This window comes from Pseudomonas sp. TNT2022 ID642 (assembly GCF_028656995.1).
GTDB lineage: Bacteria > Pseudomonadota > Gammaproteobacteria > Pseudomonadales > Pseudomonadaceae > Aquipseudomonas.
Map to the genome: position 1 here is coordinate 31,666 of NZ_JAMDGW010000034.1, position 20,263 is coordinate 51,928.

Sequence of the window (20,263 nt, forward strand, 5' to 3'; positions counted from 1 at the left end):
ATGTGAGCGTTCATTGCACGATGACCACTTCTTCGGTATCGCTGCCGCCGTTGGACGACGTCACGCGAACCTTGGCTGGCGGTATCGGCGAGATCCCGGTGGCCAGGCTTTTCAGCGCGCCGTCGCCGCTCAGCGCACCGATGGCGGCGCCACTGCCGGAGGTGGCGGTGAGTACTGGCGGCGAGGTTTCGTCACTGGTCGAGGCGACCACGGTCAGTTGTCCGGAGCTGAGGCTGTATTGCGCGCTCTGGATCACCACCAGGTCGGTCAGGCTCATGGGCAGGGTGGTCGGCGTGCTGCTGGCGATAGCCAAGTGGTTGTCGGCGGTCACTTGCAAAGTAGTTGGCAAGGTCGGGTTGACCGAGGACTGCGCGTACCAGCTGCCGGTGCTGTTGGCTTCGGTCATGTTCAGCACCGGGGTGCTGCTGGTGACGGCCGCCGTACCCGGAGCTGGCGGAGCAAGGACGAACACGTCTTGCTGCGCCACCGGTGCGCTGTCGCCGGCCTTGCGCGAGTAGGTGCTGCGCTGGGTGATCATTGGCGTAGGCCGGACCACCGTCGACAACTTGCCGGAGACGGCGAACACGTTCGTTCGCAGATCGAGGCCGTTAGGGCCTTCGATGCGTACGTAGTTAGTGTTGAACGGGCTGCCGGTGACTGCCTCGTTGAGGTTCGGGTCGCCGACGAATTGTTCGGCGGCACCGGTCAGCGGATTGGTCTCGGTGTAGGGACCGTTGACGCTGCGCAGGAACGGTCCGATGTCACCCTTGAGCGCGCCGTCATAGGTTTTCGGCGTGCCGATACCAATGTCGCGAGTCATGTTGATCGCGCGCCGCCCGGGGGTGTCGATGTTGAACACGTCGACGCCATACGGGTGGGTGATGACATAGGTGCCGGCGGTCGGTACATCGACGCGAATGCGGATTCGGGCGAAGCTGACTTGATCGCCCTCGACCGGCTCTTCAGCGGCGAACGCGGCCTCGATGGCGCTGACGTAGCCCAAATCAATTCCCCGTGCGGCGTCGACGAGGGCCGTTTCGCCGGTGAACCAGAACGCTTCGTCGGGAAAGTTTGTCGGGAAGACAATCGGTTGCGCGTCATCGAACACGCCGGGGGTCGGCAGCAACGAGCACATGTACGAAGGCGCACCGGGTGTGCTGGGTACTCGTGAGCTGAGCGCTTTGGACAGGCACAGATCCAGTGTGCGGCCGTGGGTGTCCTGATACCAACTGGCGAAACCGCCAGTGGCCACCGTGTACGGACCCGGGTCAACAGCAAACAAAGCGGCCTGAGCAATGCCCTGGGCCAAGGCGCTCACGACCAGGACGGTCGCGGTTTTGGACAGTAAAGGGTGCATGAGTTAATCCCTCTATCAAAGTACCTGCCCCTTGGGGATGGGTCAGTTGCACAGGGCCTGTACACCTTCCATGCCAAGGTGTGGTGAATGGGCGGGAGAGGGCCGGGGTAGAGGGCTTGGCGGGTATGAGGATGAGGTTTTTGGCGTGCGGGGAAAGGGCGTCATTCCCCAGGATTGGGGATGGTGGGGATGCCCTTCATGGCCCGCCGTACACAAAACCCCTGTAGGAGCTGCCGAAGGCTGCGATCTTTTGATCTTGATTCAAAAACAGGATCAAAAGATCGCAGCCTCGTTTCACTCGACAGCTCCTACAGGGATCGGGGGGGAGTTTGGAAGGTGTATATCGGGTCGATATCCCCGCATCCGGGCAAACCCCCACCCGTGGGCTATAACCCTATAGGACGTATCGGGAAGTCGCCGCCATGAACATGCAGTCGAAATCGCTTCCGGTTGAGGAGGGCACGCTACGGTTGGGTTCGCACAAGCAACCGTTCAACCTGCTGCGCTGGTTTTCGCTGATCAGCATGGCGGTGATCGGCACCGTGGCCATCGCACTTGGCGCGGTTTCAACGCGTTTCGTGATCGATGAGAGCGTGCAGCGCGATGCCTTGCTCACCGCGCAGTTCATACAGGCCATCGCGTCCGCCGAAGTGCGCCACGTGTCGATTCCCAACATCCGCACGATGGGCGAACTGCTCGACCCGCGTCAGGACAAGGACTTTCCCGATGTCGACCCACAGGCCCGGGCAGGTGCGCGCGGTGAATTTCTCGACCACATCGAACACCTGCCGGACGTGATACTCGCCAATATTTACGCGCCGGACCGGCAGGTGATCTGGTCAACCAATCCGGCGCTGATCGGTACCAGCATTCACGCCGACGAAGACCTCGATCGCTCCTTCAATGAAAAGATTCCCGTGTCGGCCAGCTACCACGACGTCGACAAGGCCCGTGAGGAACAGAAGTTCGTCATCCCGCCGGATTACATCTTTATCGAGAACTACATTCCGCTGTTCGACGCCGAGGGCAAGAACGTCACGGCGATGGTCGAGATCTACAAGGAACCCAAAGACCTGATCGCGCGCATGGAACGTGGGCTGACGCTGATCTGGCTGGCCACCGCGCTAGGCGGCGGGCTGATTTATCTGGGTTTGTACTGGATCGTGCGGCGCGCGGCGATTCTGCTCGCGGCCCAGCAAAAACAACTGATCGCCAATGAAACGTTTGTCGCCCTGGGCGAGATGTCTTCAGCGGTGGCGCACAGTTTGCGCAATCCGCTGGCGACCATCCGTTCCAGCGCCGAACTGGCGCTGGAGTTCGATGCCGGCCCGGCAGAGAAGAACATCAAGGACATCATTGGCCAGGTCGATCGCATGTCGAAATGGGTACGCGAACTGCTGCAATCGCTGCGACCACTCAACGATGACGCGGAACCGGTGAACCTGGTGGCGGCGTTGCACGAAAGCCTCGTTGCGTTTGAACAGCAGATCGCCAAGGCCGGTGTGCAAGTGGTGTTTCATCCGCAGCACACGCCGATGGTGCTCAGCCAACCGGTGCAACTGACGCAGATCCTCAACAGTCTGCTGGCCAATGCGCTGGAGGCGATGGACAAGGGCGGCACGCTAACCGTCAGCCTTGAACCGAGCGACGACCGTGGCGTCTGCGTGGTGCTCAGCGACACCGGAAAAGGCATGAACGAGGAACAACGCGCCATGGCCTTCCGGCCGTTTTTCACCACCAAATCTGGCGGCCTCGGAGTCGGTCTGGTCCTGGTAAAGCGCATCATGGAGCGCTTCGGCGGCGGCGTGACCCTCGACAGCCGCGAAGGCGAGGGCACCACCGTTCGTCTGGCCTTCCAACTCGTCCCCTGAACCACACATTCCCTGTAGGAGCCTTCGGCAGCTCCTACATGAGGTTTCCATCGCATAAAAAATTTATGAACTTCCCCCACCAGTGGGTGTCAAGCCCCGGTCACCGGGGAGTGGGGAAACCCACAGACCTTCCAAGCCCCTGTTACAACTGGAAATAATTTATTGGCGCAGTAGTTGCAAAACACCATCACCCCTTCCTTGATGAGGCGGCTGGTGATGGACAGAACAACGCGTGACCCAAGCAACACCTTTTTGCTGACGCCCTTGAGCGTCTTTCTGATGTTGACCCTCGGCACCATGGCCGGCGTTCGCGCCAGTCCGATCGATGACGAGCGACAGCCAGAAACCTCCGATCCGTCGGCGTACTACGACGAACCGGCCGACCGTGCCGGTGCGCTCAACGCCATTTTGACCATGCCCGAGGCCAACGAAGATTCCTTCGATTTGCCGGACGGGGTCAAAGGCGATCGGGCTGAAACGCGTATCGAAAACGTCCTGCCGCCGTCCGTGCAGACCAGTTTCAACTACCCCACCAACGGCAAGCCGAGCCCGCTCTATGGCGCGCAACCGTTCACTCAGCAGTTGACCCTGTTCGAAGAGTTCGGCCCGGAAAAGCTCGACCCGACCACTCCCGCCGCGCCACTGCCGTTTCCACCGGCGGCGATTGGCCCGGCGCCCGCACAGGACCCAAATAACGTCGCTCGTAGCGCGCCACCCGGCACGGCCCTCGATGCCTTCCTGCGGCAACCGGGACTGACGCCATTCCCCAGCCAGTTTTCCAACGTGGTCGACCGCAACCCGTGGCAGGCGCAGATCGAGGTGTTCCTCAACCGTCACATCGGCTCGTCCGCCGAAGGCCGGCCACCAGGAAAAGGCTGGGCGCACCAACGCTGGAACGAGTTCTACCCGCAAGCCGCCTACAAAACCGCGCAGACCGGCGCGCGGATCAACGGAGGCCTGCGCGACAGTCGACAAATGCATGGCTATACGATGGGCGAATTCGGCCCCGGCGGTCTGTACCACAACGTCGCTGGCGTACCGGCGACCGATGGCACCGCCAAAGGTGTCGATCCGCGTTTCCATCCGGCCATGCCGGTGCAGAACCACAACGCGGTGTGGACCTTCGACGGCACGTTGCCGCCGAAACTGTTGATGGTGCGCTACGGCCAACCGGTGATGATGCGCCACTACAACGGCTTGCCGATCGATCCGTCGGCCAACCGTGGTTTCGGCCTGCACACCATCAGCACCCACGAGCACAACGGCCACGCGCCAGCGGAAAGCGACGGCTATGCCAACGCCTTCTTCTTTCCGGGGCAGTTCTACGACTATCGCTGGCCGATCCAGCTCGCCGGTTACGACAGCATCAACACCAAGGCCGAAGACCCGCGCGCGGCGTTCCCCTGCGCACCGGGCGAAACCCTGTGGGTCAACGACCTCGCACCGGCGAAGAAGACCTGCGACAACGGCACCATCAAGATCCGCGGCGACTGGCGCGAAACCATGAGCACCCACTGGTTCCACGATCACATGCTCGATTTCACCGCGCAGAATGTCTACAAGGGCAACGCGGCGATGATGAACTACTACAGCGCCCTGGATCGCGGCAACGAGTCGGTGGACGACGGCGTCAACCTGCGTCTGCCCAGCGGCAGTGCCTTGCCTTGGGGCAATCGCGACTATGACGTCAATCTGGTGTTCGCCGACAAGGCCTGGGATCAGGAAGGCCAATTGTGGTTCAACCCGTTCAACACCGATGGCTTCCTCGGTGATCAGTTGCTGGTCAACTGGCAATGGAAGCCGACCCTCGACGTGCGTGCGCGCAGTTATCGCTTTCGCATCCTCAATGGCTCGGTGTCGCGCTACTTCAAACTGGCGCTGGTGCGGGAAATCAAAGGCAGCGGTGGCGAGTTTCAGGGGCCGAAGAACTCGGGTGTGACGTACAGCCGCGTGCCGTTCCACATGATCGCCAACGACGGCAACATCATGGAACACAGCGTGCCGTTTGACGGCAGCATGGACCTCGACGCCGATGGCGATAAACAAAACCACAACGCGATCCTGCCGACCCAAGGCATTGCCGAGCGCTTCGACATCATCGTCAACTTCTCGAAAAACGGCATCAAACCAGGGGACAAGCTGTTCTTCGTCAATCTGCAGGCCCACGACGACGGCAAGGGACCCAAAGATGTCATCCCGCTGGGCGATATCCTGTCGGAGAAATACCTGGCGGTGATCAAGCAGACCAGCAAAGGCCCGCAGTGGGACAAAGGCGATCCGGCGGTGGGCAAGGTCTTGCAGCTCAACGTCAAGGCTTACACCGGCCAGGATCTGGCGATGAACCCGGCAGCCTACGAACCGGCGAAACCGGGCAAGGCTGAAGGGCTGGTGATGATCCCGCTGAAGCTCCACCGCGACAACGCCGCCGATAAAGCCGTGCTGGCCAAGGCTCGCCACCGCACCTTCACCTTTGGCCGTTCCGACGGCACCGATGAAGCGCCGTGGACGGTCAAGACTGACGGCGGCTTCGGCTTCCACATGGATCCACGCCGCCTGAACGCTTCGACCCAGTTGTCCAGCGGCCCGACCGATGCCGGTGTCACCGGCTTCGGCACCCTGGAAGTGTGGAACATCAAGGCTGGCGGCAAGGGCTGGAGCCATCCGGTGCATGTGCACTTCGAAGAGGGGATCATCCTCAGTCGCGGCGGCAAGACCCCGCCAGAGTGGGAAAAATGGGCACGCAAAGACGTATACCGCATCGGTTCCGAAGCCGATGGTCTGGACAGCGTCGAGATGGCGATCAACTTCCGCGAGTTTGCCGGGACGTACATGGAGCACTGTCACAACACCCAGCATGAAGACAACTCGATGCTGCTGCGTTGGGACCTGGAGAAACCCGGGCAACTGCAACTGATGCCAACCCCACTGCCAAGCTGGGACGGTGTGCGCTACGTCAACTCGGCCGCGCTGCCTACCTTCCGCAACGGTGACGGTATGGGCCCACAAGTGGTGGTCAAGCCATGAACCGCCGCCACGGCGACGGCCAACCGCTGCATACCCCGCGCTCCCGGGCGCTGGGTATGCACCTGGTGCTGATGCTGGTGGCCTGCGTGCTCGGCAGCCGTGTGCTGCTGGCACACCAGGCTAGCGTCGGCGACTCGCCGGCAGCGACTGAATCCGCCACCCCGTGGGGTGGCGACTACTTCCCCAACACCTTGCTGACCGATCAGGATGGTCGGCAGGTGCATTTTTTCGATGACCTGATCAAAGACAAAGTGGTGGTGATCAATTTCATCTTCACGTCCTGCAGCGACTCCTGCCCACTGGAAACCGCACGGTTGCGCCAAGTGCAGAAACTGCTGGGGGATCGGGTCGGGCAAGACATTTTCTTTTACTCGATCAGCATCGACCCGCTCAGCGATACGCCCGAAGTGCTCAAGGCTTATTCGCAACGCTTCAAGGTCGGCCCCGGCTGGAAGTTTCTCACCGGCGAATTCGAAGACGTCACCGACCTGCGCAAGAAACTCGGGCTGTTCATCGAAGGCGTCGACAACGGTCGCAGCAAGGATCACAACCTCAGCCTGATTGTCGGCAATCAGACCACCGGGCGCTGGATGAAGGCCTCGCCGTTCGAAAACCCGTGGATCCTCGCCGATCAACTGGCCAACACCCTGCAGAACTGGAAACAGCCGAGCATTGAAGAAAGCTACGCCAACGCCCCGGACATTCGTCCGCCGAGCAATGGCGAAGAACTGTTCCGCACCCGTTGCGCCTCGTGCCACAGCCTCGGCCCGCAGGACGGTCAGGGCATCGGCATGCGCAGCATCGGCCCGGATCTGATTGGGGTAACGCGTAATCGAGATCCGAAATGGCTGAACCGCTGGATTCGCGAACCGGATCGCCTACTCGCGGAAAAAGACCCGATTGCCCTGCAACTGTACGAACAGTTCGAGCGAATTCCGATGCCCAACCTGCGCCTCGACGAGGCATCTGCGCAGTCGATCATCGATTTCCTCAACGATGAAACCGAGCGTCAACATCCGTCCACCAAAGCCTTGGCCGACGGCGCTTTGACGCCAGTAAAACCGGGCGATCCAGCCGCGACGGTGAGTCAGATGCGGTAGCGGCGAAATAGCATCATAGAACCGTGTGTCGCGGTCAGAGCCACCTACACTGATGGCTGTAAGCAGCGCGATACAAAACTCCAGGGCCACTCCCATGCAGCGACTGGAAGCACAAAAAACCTCTGCACCGAACCCATCGGTCGCAGGCAAGAGCTGGCGCGAACAGTTCAATCTGCTGCGCTGGTTCTCGCTGGCGAGTTTTTTCATCATTGCCGCCGTGGCGGTGGGCCTTGGCTATATCTCCACGCGCTTCGTGGTCACCGAAAGCGTTGAGCGCGATGCGTTGCTGACCGCGCAATTTGTTCAGGCCATCGGCGCGGCGGAAATACGCCACGCCGGCATCACCCCGGCGCGAACCATGGGTGAAATGCTCGACCCGCGCCAGGACAACAACTTTCCCGATGTCGATCCGGGCGCCCATGCGGCGGCCCGCGCCGAGTTCCTCGACCATGTCGAACACCTGCCCGACGTTCTCCTGGCCACGGTGTATGCGCTGGATCGCACGGTGATCTGGTCGACCAATCCAGAACTGATCGGGGTCAAATTCGAGGATGACGACGAGCTCGACGAGTCATTCGAGATGAAAGTCGCGGTGTCCTCCAGTTACCACAAGATCGACGATGAGAAACCCGAGCAGCAGTTGCTGCGCGAACCGAAATACCTGTTCATCGAGAACTACATCCCGATGTTCAACGCCGACAAAAGCAAAGTCATCGCCATGGTCGAGATCTACAAGGAACCGGCAGATCTGGTCGATCGCATCGACCGTGGATTTGCCTCGATCTGGGCGGCGACGTGTTTCGGTGGAGCGGCGATTTTTCTGGCGTTGTTCTGGATCGTCCGCCGCGCCGCGAAGTTGCTGCAGAGCCAGCAGCAACAACTGATCAGCAACGAAACTTTTGTTGCCCTCGGCGAGATGTCATCGGCGGTCGCGCACAGCCTGCGCAATCCACTGGCGACCATTCGTTCCAGCGCTGAACTGGCCCAGGAAATTGCCAGCCCCGGCGCGCAACGCAATATTGGCGACATCATCAGTCAGGTTGATCGGATGTCACGCTGGGTGCGCGAACTGCTGGTGTCGCTGCGACCGATGAATGACGACGGCGAGGCGGTGGACCTGGTGATGGCGGTCGAAGACACCGTTGGCGCCTTCGAAGCATTGATCAAACGCTGCAACGTCGAAGTGCGCTTCACTGCGCAGAATTGCGCGCCGGTCGTCAGCCAGAAGGTGCTGCTCACGCAAATCCTCAATAGCCTGTTTGCCAACGCTCTGGAAGCCATGCCCAAGGGCGGTGTGCTCAGTGTCGAATTCGAATCCCCGCAGCCCGACAGCGTGCGCCTGACCGTGAGTGACACCGGCAAGGGCATGAGCGCGCAGCAGCAACTGTTGGTGTTCAAACCGTTTTTCACCACCAAACAGGGCGGCCTCGGGGTTGGCCTGGCGTTGGTCAAAAGAATCATGGAGCGTTTTCAAGGCTCGGTCGTTTTGACCAGCAAAGAGCAGGAAGGAACCCGCGTCAGTCTCAACTTCAAAGTGGCATCGGGAGGGGAATATGGAACACAGCATTCTGCTGGTCGAGGATGACGAACTGCTGGCCGAGAATATTCAGACCTACCTGGAGCGCAAGGACTTCGAGGTGACGGTCTGCCATTCGGCCGAAGACGCTTTAGGGCAACTGGAAACCTTCATGCCCGACATCGTGCTGACCGACAACTCGCTGCCGGGCATGAGCGGTCACGACCTGATCCAGAAGCTGCGCATCAGCGCGCCGGATCTCAAAGTGATCATGATGACCGGTTACGGCAACGTTGAAGATGCCGTGGTGGCGATGAAGGAGGGCGCCTTTCATTACGTCACCAAACCGGTGGCTTTACCGGAGCTCAAACTGCTGCTCGACAAGGCCCTGGCCACCGAACGGATGGAGCGCACGTTGTCGTTCTATCAGGAGCGCGAGGCGCAGAAATCCGGGGTGCAGGCGCTGATCGGCGACTCGGCGCCGATGCAGTATTTGAAGAACACTATCGGCCAGTTGCTCGATGCCGAGCGGCGCATGGCCAACACCGATCTGCCCCCGGTTTTGGTGGAAGGCGAGACCGGCACCGGCAAAGAGTTGGTGGCCCGGGCGTTGCACTTCGACGGCCCGCGCAGCAAAGGACCGTTCATTGAATTCAACTGCGCTTCGATCCCGTCGAATCTGGTCGAGTCGGAGCTGTTCGGCCATGAGAAGGGTGCGTTCACCGATGCCAAGGACCGTCGCGTCGGGCTGGTGGAAGCGGCGGATGGCGGCACGCTGTTTCTTGATGAGATTGGCGAGATGGACCTGCTGTTACAGGCGAAAATTTTGAAGTTGCTGGAGGATCGCACCATTCGCCGGGTGGGTTCGGTGAAGGAGCGCAAGGTCAACCTGCGGGTGATCAGCGCGACCAACTGCAACCTTGAACAGATGGTTCAGCAGGGCAAGTTCCGCCGCGATCTGTTTTTCCGCTTGCGGATCATTTCGATCAAGGTGCCACGCCTGTACGCGCGGGGTGACGATATTTTGTTGTTGGCCCGGCACTTCCTCGCCAGCCACGGCAAACGTTATGGCAAGCCGAATCTGCATTTCAGCCAGCAGGCCGAGGAGTTGCTGCTCAGTTACACCTGGCCGGGCAACGTGCGCGAACTGCGCAACATGCTTGAGCAAACGGTGTTGCTGGCGCCGAGCGACACGATTGCCGCGCATCAATTGAACGTGTGCATGAGCCTGTGTGACGAGTTGCCGCCGCAGCATCAGCATCAACACCACGAACCGGTGTCGGCCTACGAACCGCGTCCGGCGAGCAATATGGAGTCGATGAACCTGCCGGAAGTCGAACGCGACATGGTGCGCAAGATGCTCGACAAGACCGACTGGAACGTCACCAAATCCGCGCGGCTGCTGGGCCTGAGCCGCGACATGCTGCGCTACCGCATCGAAAAACTCGGCCTCGCCCGCCCTGACAAACGCCAGTGGTAGCGGCCGTACACAATAAATGTAGGAGCTGCCGCAGGCTGCGATCTTTTGACCTTGTTTTAAGATCAAGATCAAAAGATCGCAGCCTGCGGCAGCTCATACAGTAGGCGTTTGGTATTCAGTGTTGTTGCCGGCTCAAACACTCCAGCAAACAGCTCGGATCCAGCACCTCGTCATTCACATAAATCCCGCGCTCGGCATCGTACGTGCGGATAAACACCCGCACCGTCGCATCCGCCACGGTCGGCAGTTGTGAATCGTAGAACTCATGGTCACCCGGAATCACCACAAAATCCTGCGGCGCCGTATCGTCGTAAGGCTTGGGCGGTGTGGAACTCAGTGAATACGGAGCAGGGTGGGCGAAGGGCTGGTTCGGCCCGTAATAATTGAAATTGCTGTCCAGCGCTTGCGCCTGAGTGGCAGCGAGCAGACAGCCGGTCAACAACAGCCGATCGAGCATTTGCATGGCGGCACCTGCGAGTGCGGTTTTCCCCAAGGCTATTAACTATAGCTGCCCGACATTCAAACAACCGGGTGATTGATCACATGCCCCGGCTGTGCGTAAAGATCGATGCCGAGGGCATGCATAACTTTCAAAACCGTTTCGAAGCGCGGCTTTGCGCCGGGCGCGAACGCCTTGTACAGACTTTCGCGACCCATGCCAGAAGTTTTGGCTATCTGCGTCATCCCGCGCGCCTTGAGCACATAGCCGATTGCGCGAAGAAACTCTTCGTTATCCCCGTCTGCAAGAACCTGGGACAGGTATTCGCTGATGGCTTCGTCACTGTCCAGCAATGCTGCCACGTCGAAATTCGTTAACGTCTGGCTCATGGTTAAACCTCCTTAGCCATTTTTTGTGCGCGTCGGATGTCTGCGCTTTGTGAGGATATCCATGTGAGCAGAGTTGAATAGTCAGCCGCGTTTTCTATCTGTTTTGATAATTCGCCGACACTTGTAGGCATGAACACTCAGATATGTAGGAGCTGCCGCAGGCTGCGATCTTTTGATCTTGACCTTTAAAAAACAAGATTAAAAGATCGCAGCCTGCGGCAGCTCCTACACGAATTGGCTTACAAGTTTGCAACAACCGCAATTGAAGAGCTGATCTAGACTCGGATCCGCTCAATCACGAGCATCGTCCGGAGTACGCCATGGAAGTGCCCAACAATAAAACCGCCATCGAGAGCAATCGACAGGCGTGGAACGATTCCGCCCGCCATCATCAGGATTCGCCTGATTGGCAGGCCTTGCTCGGCGAGGTTGCGCAGGCGGATTTCTCTTGCCTTGATGAGACGTTGAGCGGGTTGCTGGAGGTTGACGGCAAAGAGGTGATTCAACTGGGCTGCAACAACGGCCGTGAGAGTCTCTCACTGTTTGCGCTGGGTGCCAGAAGCGTGGTCGGTGTCGATCAGTCGGCGGCGTTTCTCGAACAGGCGCGTGAGCTGAACAAGCGTTCACCGCACAACGCCGAGTTCATCGAATGCGATATCCATCATTTGCCAGCGTCATTGCAGAACCGCTTCGATGTGGCGCTGATCACCATCGGTGTTCTCAACTGGATGCCGGACATCGGCGAATTCTTCCGTCATGTCGCCTCAACGCTGAAACCGGGTGGGAAACTGGTGATCTACGAAACCCATCCGTTTCTGGAGATGGTCGATCCGGATGCGGAAGATCCGTACCGCCTCGCCAGTTCCTACTTCCGCGCCGAGCCGTTTGTTCAGGAAGAGCCGATTGTCTATGTCGGCAAGGTTGAGCAGCCGGCGGCGAAGTCGTATTGGTTTGTGCATAACCTTGGCGCCATCTTCAGCGCTGCCATTGCGGCGGGGCTGAACATTGCGCACTTCAAGGAGTATGCGCATTCGAACCGGGAAGAGCTGTATGACCAATATCTGAATCGAGAGGCGCAGATGCCGATGTGTTTCACCCTTGTCGCCATCAAAACCTGAATGCTTCAGTGAGTCGACTGCTCCCACATTGGCTCTGCGTCATACACAAACCCCTGTAGGAGCTGCCGAAGCCTGCGATCTTTTGACTTTGAAGATCAAAAGATCGCAGCCTTCGGCAGCTCCTACAATGGTATTCGGCGCGCAGCAGATCCCCTGTGGGAGCGAGCTTGCTCGCGAAGGCAGCATCAAAACCACTGCAAATTCCGAAAGAGAATCAAGCCTGCGCCGCCGCACTCACCACCGGCCGACCTGGTTTGCGCAGCGGTTCCAGCCGCGAACCCTCATACCGCGTTTCCCGGAAAAACTTCCAGCGACCAAACAGGCAATACACGTGCATCACACGACCCTGCTCGTGGTAGCCCATGCGGATGTGCAGCTTCAGCGCGGGAATATTGTGCGTTTCACAAACATCCACCACCTTGGTGCAACCCTGCGCCGCCATCGCTTCCCACAACGCCACCTGCACGTCCACCGACAGGCTGCTACCGAAATACGCACGGGTCATCTCGCCGCCGAATTCAAAGAACTCACCGGGCTTCACCGGGAACGTGCAGCCGTAGTAATGACGGTCGTGATAGTCACGAATGCTGCCCCAGATAAACCCGACTGCATGCCCGTCAGCATCGAGGTACATGTGCCCGGTGTGGCCCTCGGCGGCCAGCTCCGCCATGGTCTCCACGCGATCGCCAAAATGTTTTGTGAACGCGATGGCGTTTTCCGGCGTGATATCGACTTTGCGCAGGCCATCGTAAGGCCGCAGCTTGTGTGGCGGTACCGGGCTGACCAGGTCGCGCTCCATCCACAGCAGCTCCCAGTGGAAGAACACGTAGCGTTTCCACAACGTGCCGAAAGTGCGGCCGAGGCCTTTTTGCCGAATGCGTTCTTGTAGTTTTTCGATGATGCTCATGCTGCCCTCCGTGGCCGAAGCCCGGGTGTTGTGGATGGTGCTTTTGTGGGTATAGATCACCCTTGCCAGTTCATTTCAAAGTGCCATCTTCGAAAGTATTGCAAGGTATGTAAGTCAATCGAGTGCCGTGGCACCGCGTAGAAAATCCTTGTTCAGATCGGCGTATGAAACCCGTGCAATGCCCATCAGCCGCTGCTCTAGTACGCGGCTCAGGGACTCGTCGGGGTTGAGGTAGGCGTCACCAAAATCGGCGCCGAGTTGCGTTGGATGCGCGACGATTTCCAGCACGCCGTCGGTCGGCGCGCTGTCGTTGCGCAGGTCGATCGGCGTGCACACATAGTCAGCGGTGACACCCGCCAGACGCTGCAAACGCCAATTGAGCAATCCCTTGAATACACGTTTGGGCAGATTGAGGTTCTGCCCCAGGTTGCGCGCCAGCCGCACCGGCACCCCTTGATGCGCGGCAAACCGTGCGACGATCTCGCCGACCGGCCAGATGTTGTGCACGTGCTGATGCGAATCGATGTGGCTGGGGCGCATGCCGTGATCGACGCAGCGCTGCCACTGCGCCTGCAACTCCTCACGCACTGCCTCGCGATCCTCGCGTCCCAGCCAGAAGCTGTGACGCGGCAGGCTGAGGTCAAACACACCGAAGTCATCGCAGAAGGTTCGCCGGGCCAGAATTCCCTGGCTCAGCGGTCGTCCGTAAGTCAGGTTGAAGTGCAGACCGACCCGGCCTTGCAAGGTCGGATGCCGGGCCATGGCACACGCCGCTTCGAACGCCGGCATGTTGGCCATCGCTGTGGCAGAACTGATGACCCCGGCCTGAAACGCGGCGAAGATCACCGCGTTTTCGTTCGGGCTGAGGCCGAAATCGTCAGCGTTGACTATGACTTGGCGAGGCATGTTCGCCCTCCGTGGTGATCGCGACAGGTTTCAGTGCGGGTTTGGCGGGCTCGGCGCGGCGTGCCCGCCAGGCTTGCACGCGTGGTTTGAGTCGATGCCAAAGGCGCAAGCCCCAGCCGAGAACCAGGCCACTCGGGCGCCAGGAATAAAAACTCCAGCGCCAGTGCTCCAGTTGCCCGGTCATGCGTTCGTGCAGTTGATGGCTGGAGTTTTCCAGGCTGACGCGCGATGCGTCGATCCAGCGCCAGTTGTCTTCCAGCCCCCAGCGAATCCATTCCTCCAGCAGCACCCGGCCGCTGCCAAGATCGGCGTATTGCGGCAGGAAGGCGAGGTTGTAATCGTAGAGTCGACCCTGTTCGAGCAGACCGAGGCGATAGCTGATGCAGCGCCCGTTCAGCTCCAGCGTCACCACCCTCACCAAGCCTTGAGCGGCGAGGGCGGTGAAGGCGCGCTCGATCAGTTGCTGGCTGCGTTCGCTGGCGAAAATCCCCACGCCTTCGTCACCTTTCCAGCTCACCGCTTCGACTTCGCTGATGACCTGCAACAGCGGGCCCATGCTCATCGCATCTGGCACGATGCGCCGCACCTCGGCACCGCAAGCAGCGATGCGCTTGCGCGCGCGCCGCAGCTTGTAGCGCGGGTCGCCGGAGACTTCCTGATGATCGGCTTCACTGATCAGATGCACCGGCACCCGACAACTCAGGCGTCGTTCAGCGGTGGAACTGCGCGCCATCCATTCGGTCAGCGCACTTTCCTCACCCGCAGGTTCGGACAATTCATTGAGTTGCAGCAACGCGTGGGGCACCCGTTGGCGAATCAACCGCAAGGCCTCGCGCATGTCTTCACTGCCCAGCAAGGACAACAGCGCCAAGCGATCGGCCAGTGGATAGCCCAAGTGATGCACGATCCGGAACGGCACGCTGGCGAAACGCTCGCGACTCGCCACCAACGGCAGGCACAGACGCAATTCGTCCGCTTTCCACCCCAGCAGGATGTGCAAACGCTCACCCTCGCCAAGGGCCTGCTCGGCCGCGCACAACCAACCGAGGTGGTTGAACGGCGTGTGATCCGTCACCCGCAGGCGCAGCGCTTCATACGCCGCTTCCGGGAAATCGGCGGCGCACAATGAATTGCGCCATTCAAATCGCGTCGCCATAGGCTCAGGTCGCCGTTGCTGTTACGGGTGGACGGGAAGGTTTGCGCAGCGCCTCCAGACGCGAACCGCTGTAGCGGGTTTCGCGGTAGAAGCGCCAGCGACCCAACAGGGTGTACACATTCATGATGCGGTTCTGCTCGGTATAACCCATGCGCAGGTGCAGCTTGAGCGCCGGGATATTGTGGAACTCGCAGACGTCGACAACCTTGTCGCAACCCTGCGCGGCCATGGCTTTCCACAGCTCCAGTTGCAGATCCACCGACAGCTCGCTGCCCCAGTAGGCGCGGGTCAGCTCGCCGCCGAATTCGAAGAACTCGCCGGGTTTCACCGGAAACATGCAACCGTAATAGTGCCGGTCGAAATAGTCCCGCGAACTGCCCCAGATAAACGCCACGGCATCGCCCTGATCGTCCAGGTGCATGTGCCCTGTGTGGCCTTCGTTGGCCAGTTCGGCCATGGTGCCGACGCGGTCGCCGAAGTAGCGCGCGAAGGCGCGGGCGTTGTCCGCCGTGATCTTCACCACCCGCAATGGCGGGTAGGGTTTGAGGCTGTGCGGTGGCACCGGGCTGACCAGGTCGCGCTCCATCCACAGCAGCTCCTGATGGGAAAAGATGTAGTGCTTCCATGCCTTCTTGACGGTGGCAGTGAGTCCTTTCTGCCGCAGGTGTTGAGTCAGTTTGTTGAGCATGTTCATGGTGTGCACTCCTGATGACGAGGCATCGCGCGGCCACGGGCCTGCGCGGCTGAACATCAACGGACGGTTCATGAAGCGCTCCAGTTGAGGGCGAACAGGGTTTGCCCCGGCAGCTCGAAACGCACGCGCCCGTTCTCGCAGGCAAACGGCGCGTCGCGGCTGCGGTTGTCGGCGCCGAAGTAACGCAGGGCGCCGTTGTTCAGCGGGCACTTGGCGCCGGCAAGGTCTACACGTTGCAGCCGAGTGCCTTTGTTCACCCCGAGCAGCCCACGCTGATCGTCGCCGGCCATCGCCAGCACATCGACTTCAAAGGCGTCGTTCTCCAGCCACAGCACCTGATGCAGCCAGTGCTGGGCGATGAATTGCTGGGCCAGGCCCACCGGTTTCAATTCGAAGCGTTGCTCATCCGCTGAGACGCGCAGCATGCCCTTGGGATACTGCGGTTCATCGGCCGCCTGGAACCAGTTGAGCATGCTCAGCAAACCGTCCTGCGAGGAGTTGATGACCACCGACGCCCACCACAGCGAAGCGTAGTGGGTTTCCTGATCGTAGGGGCTGAGGCTGGACCCGCTGGACAGGTTGGTCTGGTCGAGCAGCAAGGCCTTGCGTGGCTGACCTTTATTGTCGAGGCCGACCAACTCGGCCGCGCGCCGCACGCTGTCGCGATACACGCGGGTGGCGAGCAAGTCGCGGATCATCCATTCGTGCCACGCCAGTGCATCGACCTGATCGCCGGATTCGCTGAGTAAACGCCGCGCCCAGTCGATGCCGCGCTTGTCCGCTGAGTTATTGGCGAACGGCCCGTTGACCAGCCGTGAGCTGGCCGGCATGGCGATGCGCACGCCAGCCTTGGCATTCGCCGGATCACTGCGCACCTGCCGCGCCATGCTGGCGAAAATCGCCTGATACTGCGCGTAGCTGGCGTAATTGAGGTTCGGCTCGTCGGCAAAACCGATGTAATGCGTGCCTTTGCGACCCAGCGCCCGTGTCGTGGCCAGCCACGCATCGAGGCCGCTGTTGCTTTGCACATCGGCGCGCAAATCGGCCTGACGCTGACTGCCGGCGAGCAAGGTGATGTCCTGCTTGATGCCGAAACGCTCCTGATACAGCTGACGAAACGCGTCTTCGAAATGCGGATTTTTCGCCGTCACGTCGACAAAACTGTAGTAACTCGCTGCCGTCGGTTTCAGTGCATCAAGCGCCGCATGACTGGCTGGCGGCGGCATCACGTAGGGCAGGGCGATGCCCAGATCCGGGGTGCGGCCGAGGATCTTGTCGTGCAAGACCAGACGCGTCTGGCCGGCGTCTTCACGTAGCGGCTTGAGCTGCTGCGGCGTCTGCGCAAACAGGTTGGCCGTGCCGTCGAGCCAGAACGCCGCTTTGCCGCTGCCCTGTAACCGCAGGCGCCAGACCTGTTCGCGCGTGCTGACGGGCAGGGCGATCTGATCGTACTGCCAGTAGGCGCGATAGGGTTTCAGCGCCAATGTCAGTGTCTGATTGTCGCCGACCCGTTGCGCCTGCAAACCACTGACGCCGCCATGAAATTTGCCGGCCAGCACGGCGTGTTCGCCCGGCGCGACTTTGAAATACAACTCGTCGCCGCTATGAGTGTCGGCGCTGAAATGCACTTTTGCCGGGGCGAACAACGCCACCGTGCGGTCGTCGTGTTCAACGCGATAATTGCGAAAGCTGTAGCCGGGAATTTCCAGTCGATAACTCGCAGCCCCGGGCGACAGTGACCAGCTCTGACTGCCACGGGTTTCACTGGACTTGATAAACCGATCGCCCTGCAGCTTGCCTTGGCCATCGAGCAGATACAGATGCTCTTCATTGGCGTCGGCCTGCCACGCCGGCGTCCAGCGAACCGTCACCGTGTCCGGGCGATCCGCTTGCAAATACAGACTGCCGTCGCGAATCTCGCCCCAGCGCATCGACGCGGCAAAGGCGTCCAGCGACAGGCCGAGACCGAGCAGCAGGGCCAGGCCTTTCATGCGGTTTTCCGGCGTTGCAACATCAGCCACATCGGCGTCACGTCACGGGGCAGGATGATCAAGGTTTGCCAGAACGGCACGCCGCTCAGACGGCAATAAAGCACCAGCATCGCCAAGGTCACCGCCAGATAGGCAATCGACGAAGCCGCCGCTGCGCCAACGATCCCGTAAGCCGGAATCAGCACCAGGTTCAGCGCCAGATTGAGCAGGGCACCCAGGCCCATCAGCAACGACACCGTGCCGGGGCGATTCTTGCCGAGCAGGTCCAGACGCAGGATGCTCGCGTAGCACAGGCCTAACAGCCCCGGCAGCAATGCCAGCAGCGCCGGATACGCCGGTTGGTAAACCGCACCGAACAACGTGACGATCAGCCATTCGCCAATCACCGCCATGGTCAGGCACGCGCCGAGCATCACCGTGGCGGTCAGGCGCAGCGCCAGCGGCGTGACCTTGTCCATGCCTTCGTCTTGCTGAAGCAGGCGTTTCATCAGCGGCGTGGTGACTGCTTCCGGGACGATCAGCAGCAATTCAGCGGCAGCACTGGCCATGGCGTAATGACCGAGGGCGGTGCTGCCGAGCAGGGCGCCAATGAACAGATAATCCGAGCGCAGAATCACTTGCTGGAACAGCAGATCCGGATGGCTGCGCGCGCTGTAGCGCAGCAGTTCTTTCTGGCTGGCGCGGTCCCATTGCAGTTGCAACGGTTGCGCGCGTTTGAGCCAGACCCAACCGACCAGCACCACCAGACTGATGCCGGCCAGCCAACTGATCAGTGCGGCTTCGAGGGCAGCGCTTTGCCACATCCAGAACAGAGCAAGGAACAGCAACAATGGCGCCAACGACTCCACAAGGCGCAAGGCATTGAACGCGACCACGCCACCCGAGGCGTTGTGCAGTGTCAGCAGGCCGCTTTTCAATACCGTCAGCGGCACCGCCAGCAACAATAACCAGGCGAGCAAGCCGAGCTGCATCGTCACATCCAGCTCACTGCCAAATTCACGTACCAGCGCCACCACCAGCAAGGTCAACAACGCTGCGAGTAAACAACCGAACACCAACACCTGACTGAGCAGCAAGCCCATCGGCCGTTGCTTGGCAGCCTGATAACCCACCGCGGAATTCAAGCCGCCACTGGTGGCGGCGCTGATCAGATCCGGCAAGGTGCTGAGCAACGCAAACAAGCCACGCTCACTCGGTCCGAGAATCCGCGCCAGCAACACATTGCGCAGCAAACGCAGGGCGATCATCGCCAGTTTGGTGCCCATGCTCAGCGCCAAATGTTTGAGGTAGTTGCTTCGGCTCATGGCCGTGCCCCACGAAAAATCCGCCACGACAGCAGTTGCGGATTACGCGCGGTGCGCTGACTGACACCGAAACGCGGCAGGTTCAGCGGATCGCCTTCACCGCGATAAATGCCGGTGCCGGTGCCGAGGGCGAACGGGTAATCGTGATTGGCAATCTGTTCGCGCACGCGCTCATCGTTGTCGCCATTGGGGTAGCAATACACCGGCAACGGCCGGTTGCAGCCGTTGTGCAACGCATCGCGGCTGCGGCTGATTTCTTCGCTCAGGCGCACGTCGTCGAGGCCGGTGAGGATGGCGTGACTGGCGCCGTGGGGGCCGAAACGCACCAGCCCTGAGGCTTCCAGTGCGCGCACCTGATGCCAGTCCAGCGCTTGCGGTTGCGACTCCTGCGGGCACTCATCGGTCAACCGTTCAAGCTCCTGCGGGTCAATCGACTTCAAACCTTGCAGGTAATGCAGCAGCGCCAGGCTGCGCCGGTCGACGTCGATGTCATCGAGCAGCACTGGCAACGGGTGATGCATGGCATGCAGGCATTCGATCAAATGCATCCGCGCCTTGTCGCCATGGCTGCCCCACAGGGTTTCACCCAGGCTTTCCCACCAGAAGCGCTGACGGCTGCCGATGAAATCGGTGGAGAGAAAAATGCTCGCCGGAACCTGATGTTTCTGCAGCAGCGGAAAGGCGTTGACCGCGTTGTCGCGCCAGCCGTCATCGAAGGTCAATGCCACCCGTGGGCGTTCGGTGCGCAGCGAGTTGGGCTGGAGGATCTCCATCAGCGGCACGCAATCGAAATGCCGACGCAGCCACACCAGCAAATGCTCGAAGGCTTTCGGCCCGACGCACAATTCGTTGCGGTGCGGTAGGTCGGCGGCGCGGTCGTTCGACAGCACCCGGTGCAGCATCAGAATCACTCCGGCGCCGTGCAGTTGGTTACGGCCCATGGACGAGTTGAGATAGAGCCAGCCACTGGTGCGTTTGAGTAATTGTTTGATCGCCATGGCTTCGGTCCTC

Annotated in this window: 16 protein-coding genes; 6 read left to right on the forward strand and 10 right to left on the reverse strand. The window is 60.5% G+C overall.

Annotated elements, in window-relative coordinates:
- Positions 1-10 precede the first annotated feature (10 nt).
- Entirely contained in the window at positions 11-1,357 is a 1,347-nt protein-coding gene (locus tag M5G26_RS26265) for a hypothetical protein (RefSeq protein WP_273916880.1), read from the reverse strand.
- Positions 1,358-1,779: 422 nt separating this feature from the next.
- Here M5G26_RS26265 and M5G26_RS26270 point away from each other — a divergent pair, with 422 nt between their 5' ends.
- From M5G26_RS26270 to M5G26_RS26290, 5 genes are all read left to right on the forward strand, one after another.
- Complete coding sequence (locus M5G26_RS26270; RefSeq protein ID WP_273916881.1) at positions 1,780-3,228, forward strand: sensor histidine kinase; 1,449 nt, start codon at positions 1,780-1,782, stop codon at positions 3,226-3,228.
- Between the two features lie 216 nt (positions 3,229-3,444).
- Positions 3,445-6,252 carry a multicopper oxidase domain-containing protein gene (locus tag M5G26_RS26275; RefSeq protein WP_273916882.1) on the forward strand — a complete coding sequence of 936 codons (2,808 nt, stop codon included), beginning with the start codon at positions 3,445-3,447 and terminating at the stop codon, positions 6,250-6,252.
- Complete coding sequence (locus M5G26_RS26280; RefSeq protein ID WP_273916883.1) at positions 6,249-7,352, forward strand: SCO family protein; 1,104 nt, start codon at positions 6,249-6,251, stop codon at positions 7,350-7,352. The genes M5G26_RS26275 and M5G26_RS26280 overlap by 4 nt, the downstream gene beginning before the upstream one ends.
- 94 nt (positions 7,353-7,446) lie before the next feature.
- Positions 7,447-8,937, forward strand: a complete 1,491-nt coding sequence (locus tag M5G26_RS26285; RefSeq protein WP_273916884.1) for a sensor histidine kinase — start codon at positions 7,447-7,449, stop codon at positions 8,935-8,937.
- A complete protein-coding gene (locus tag M5G26_RS26290; RefSeq protein WP_273916885.1) occupies positions 8,906-10,348 on the forward strand; it encodes a sigma-54-dependent transcriptional regulator in 1,443 nt (480 codons plus the stop codon). Before M5G26_RS26285 ends, M5G26_RS26290 begins: the two co-directional genes overlap by 32 nt.
- A 115-nt stretch (positions 10,349-10,463) precedes the next feature.
- Here the strand turns inward: M5G26_RS26290 and M5G26_RS26295 are convergent, their stop codons facing one another.
- Together M5G26_RS26295 and M5G26_RS26300 are read right to left on the reverse strand one after the other, a co-directional pair.
- On the reverse strand, positions 10,464-10,811 hold the full coding sequence (locus M5G26_RS26295; RefSeq protein WP_038369614.1) for a hypothetical protein: 348 nt from the start codon (positions 10,809-10,811) through the stop codon (positions 10,464-10,466).
- A gap of 56 nt (positions 10,812-10,867) precedes the next feature.
- A complete protein-coding gene (locus tag M5G26_RS26300) occupies positions 10,868-11,176 on the reverse strand; it encodes an addiction module antidote protein (protein ID WP_134174129.1) in 309 nt (102 codons plus the stop codon).
- Positions 11,177-11,496: 320 nt separating this feature from the next.
- Between M5G26_RS26300 and M5G26_RS26305 the strand changes: the two genes are divergently transcribed.
- Positions 11,497-12,294: a class I SAM-dependent methyltransferase gene (locus tag M5G26_RS26305; protein WP_273916886.1), complete on the forward strand. Its 798-nt coding sequence runs from the start codon at positions 11,497-11,499 to the stop codon at positions 12,292-12,294.
- Between the two features lie 214 nt (positions 12,295-12,508).
- On the opposite strand, the gene M5G26_RS26310 is transcribed toward M5G26_RS26305, so the two are convergent.
- The 7 genes from M5G26_RS26310 to M5G26_RS26340 form a co-directional block, all read right to left on the reverse strand.
- The gene (locus M5G26_RS26310; protein WP_150693408.1) at positions 12,509-13,201 is read right to left on the reverse strand and encodes an N-acetyltransferase; all 693 of its coding nucleotides are present in this window, start codon (positions 13,199-13,201) and stop codon (positions 12,509-12,511) included.
- A 114-nt stretch (positions 13,202-13,315) separates the two neighbouring features.
- The gene (locus tag M5G26_RS26315) at positions 13,316-14,107 is read right to left on the reverse strand and encodes a ChbG/HpnK family deacetylase (protein ID WP_150693409.1); all 792 of its coding nucleotides are present in this window, start codon (positions 14,105-14,107) and stop codon (positions 13,316-13,318) included.
- On the reverse strand, positions 14,079-15,263 hold the full coding sequence (locus tag M5G26_RS26320) for a GNAT family N-acetyltransferase (protein ID WP_273916887.1): 1,185 nt from the start codon (positions 15,261-15,263) through the stop codon (positions 14,079-14,081). The genes M5G26_RS26315 and M5G26_RS26320 overlap by 29 nt, the downstream gene beginning before the upstream one ends.
- A gap of 4 nt (positions 15,264-15,267) precedes the next feature.
- Entirely contained in the window at positions 15,268-15,957 is a 690-nt protein-coding gene (locus tag M5G26_RS26325) for an N-acetyltransferase (RefSeq protein ID WP_150693648.1), read from the reverse strand.
- Positions 15,958-16,025: 68 nt separating this feature from the next.
- Complete coding sequence (locus tag M5G26_RS26330; protein ID WP_273916888.1) at positions 16,026-17,948, reverse strand: hypothetical protein; 1,923 nt, start codon at positions 17,946-17,948, stop codon at positions 16,026-16,028.
- Complete coding sequence (locus tag M5G26_RS26335; protein WP_150693412.1) at positions 17,945-19,252, reverse strand: lipopolysaccharide biosynthesis protein; 1,308 nt, start codon at positions 19,250-19,252, stop codon at positions 17,945-17,947. The genes M5G26_RS26330 and M5G26_RS26335 overlap by 4 nt, the downstream gene beginning before the upstream one ends.
- Positions 19,249-20,250, reverse strand: coding sequence for a polysaccharide deacetylase family protein (locus M5G26_RS26340; protein ID WP_273916889.1), 1,002 nt, complete (start codon positions 20,248-20,250; stop codon positions 19,249-19,251). Before M5G26_RS26340 ends, M5G26_RS26335 begins: the two co-directional genes overlap by 4 nt.
- Between the last annotated feature and the right edge of the window lie 13 nt (positions 20,251-20,263).

Coding starts and splice junctions, on each gene's coding strand:
- M5G26_RS26265 (WP_273916880.1), bottom strand. CDS start 1,357: ATGCACCCTTTACTGTCCAAAACCGCGACCGTCCTGGTCGTGAGCGCC.
- M5G26_RS26270 (WP_273916881.1), top strand. CDS start 1,780: ATGAACATGCAGTCGAAATCGCTTCCGGTTGAGGAGGGCACGCTACGG.
- M5G26_RS26275 (WP_273916882.1), top strand. CDS start 3,445: ATGGACAGAACAACGCGTGACCCAAGCAACACCTTTTTGCTGACGCCC.
- M5G26_RS26280 (WP_273916883.1), top strand. CDS start 6,249: ATGAACCGCCGCCACGGCGACGGCCAACCGCTGCATACCCCGCGCTCC.
- M5G26_RS26285 (WP_273916884.1), top strand. CDS start 7,447: ATGCAGCGACTGGAAGCACAAAAAACCTCTGCACCGAACCCATCGGTC.
- M5G26_RS26290 (WP_273916885.1), top strand. CDS start 8,906: ATGGAACACAGCATTCTGCTGGTCGAGGATGACGAACTGCTGGCCGAG.
- M5G26_RS26295 (WP_038369614.1), bottom strand. CDS start 10,811: ATGCAAATGCTCGATCGGCTGTTGTTGACCGGCTGTCTGCTCGCTGCC.
- M5G26_RS26300 (WP_134174129.1), bottom strand. CDS start 11,176: ATGAGCCAGACGTTAACGAATTTCGACGTGGCAGCATTGCTGGACAGT.
- M5G26_RS26305 (WP_273916886.1), top strand. CDS start 11,497: ATGGAAGTGCCCAACAATAAAACCGCCATCGAGAGCAATCGACAGGCG.
- M5G26_RS26310 (WP_150693408.1), bottom strand. CDS start 13,201: ATGAGCATCATCGAAAAACTACAAGAACGCATTCGGCAAAAAGGCCTC.
- M5G26_RS26315 (WP_150693409.1), bottom strand. CDS start 14,107: ATGCCTCGCCAAGTCATAGTCAACGCTGACGATTTCGGCCTCAGCCCG.
- M5G26_RS26320 (WP_273916887.1), bottom strand. CDS start 15,263: ATGGCGACGCGATTTGAATGGCGCAATTCATTGTGCGCCGCCGATTTC.
- M5G26_RS26325 (WP_150693648.1), bottom strand. CDS start 15,957: ATGAACATGCTCAACAAACTGACTCAACACCTGCGGCAGAAAGGACTC.
- M5G26_RS26330 (WP_273916888.1), bottom strand. CDS start 17,948: ATGAAAGGCCTGGCCCTGCTGCTCGGTCTCGGCCTGTCGCTGGACGCC.
- M5G26_RS26335 (WP_150693412.1), bottom strand. CDS start 19,252: ATGAGCCGAAGCAACTACCTCAAACATTTGGCGCTGAGCATGGGCACC.
- M5G26_RS26340 (WP_273916889.1), bottom strand. CDS start 20,250: ATGGCGATCAAACAATTACTCAAACGCACCAGTGGCTGGCTCTATCTC.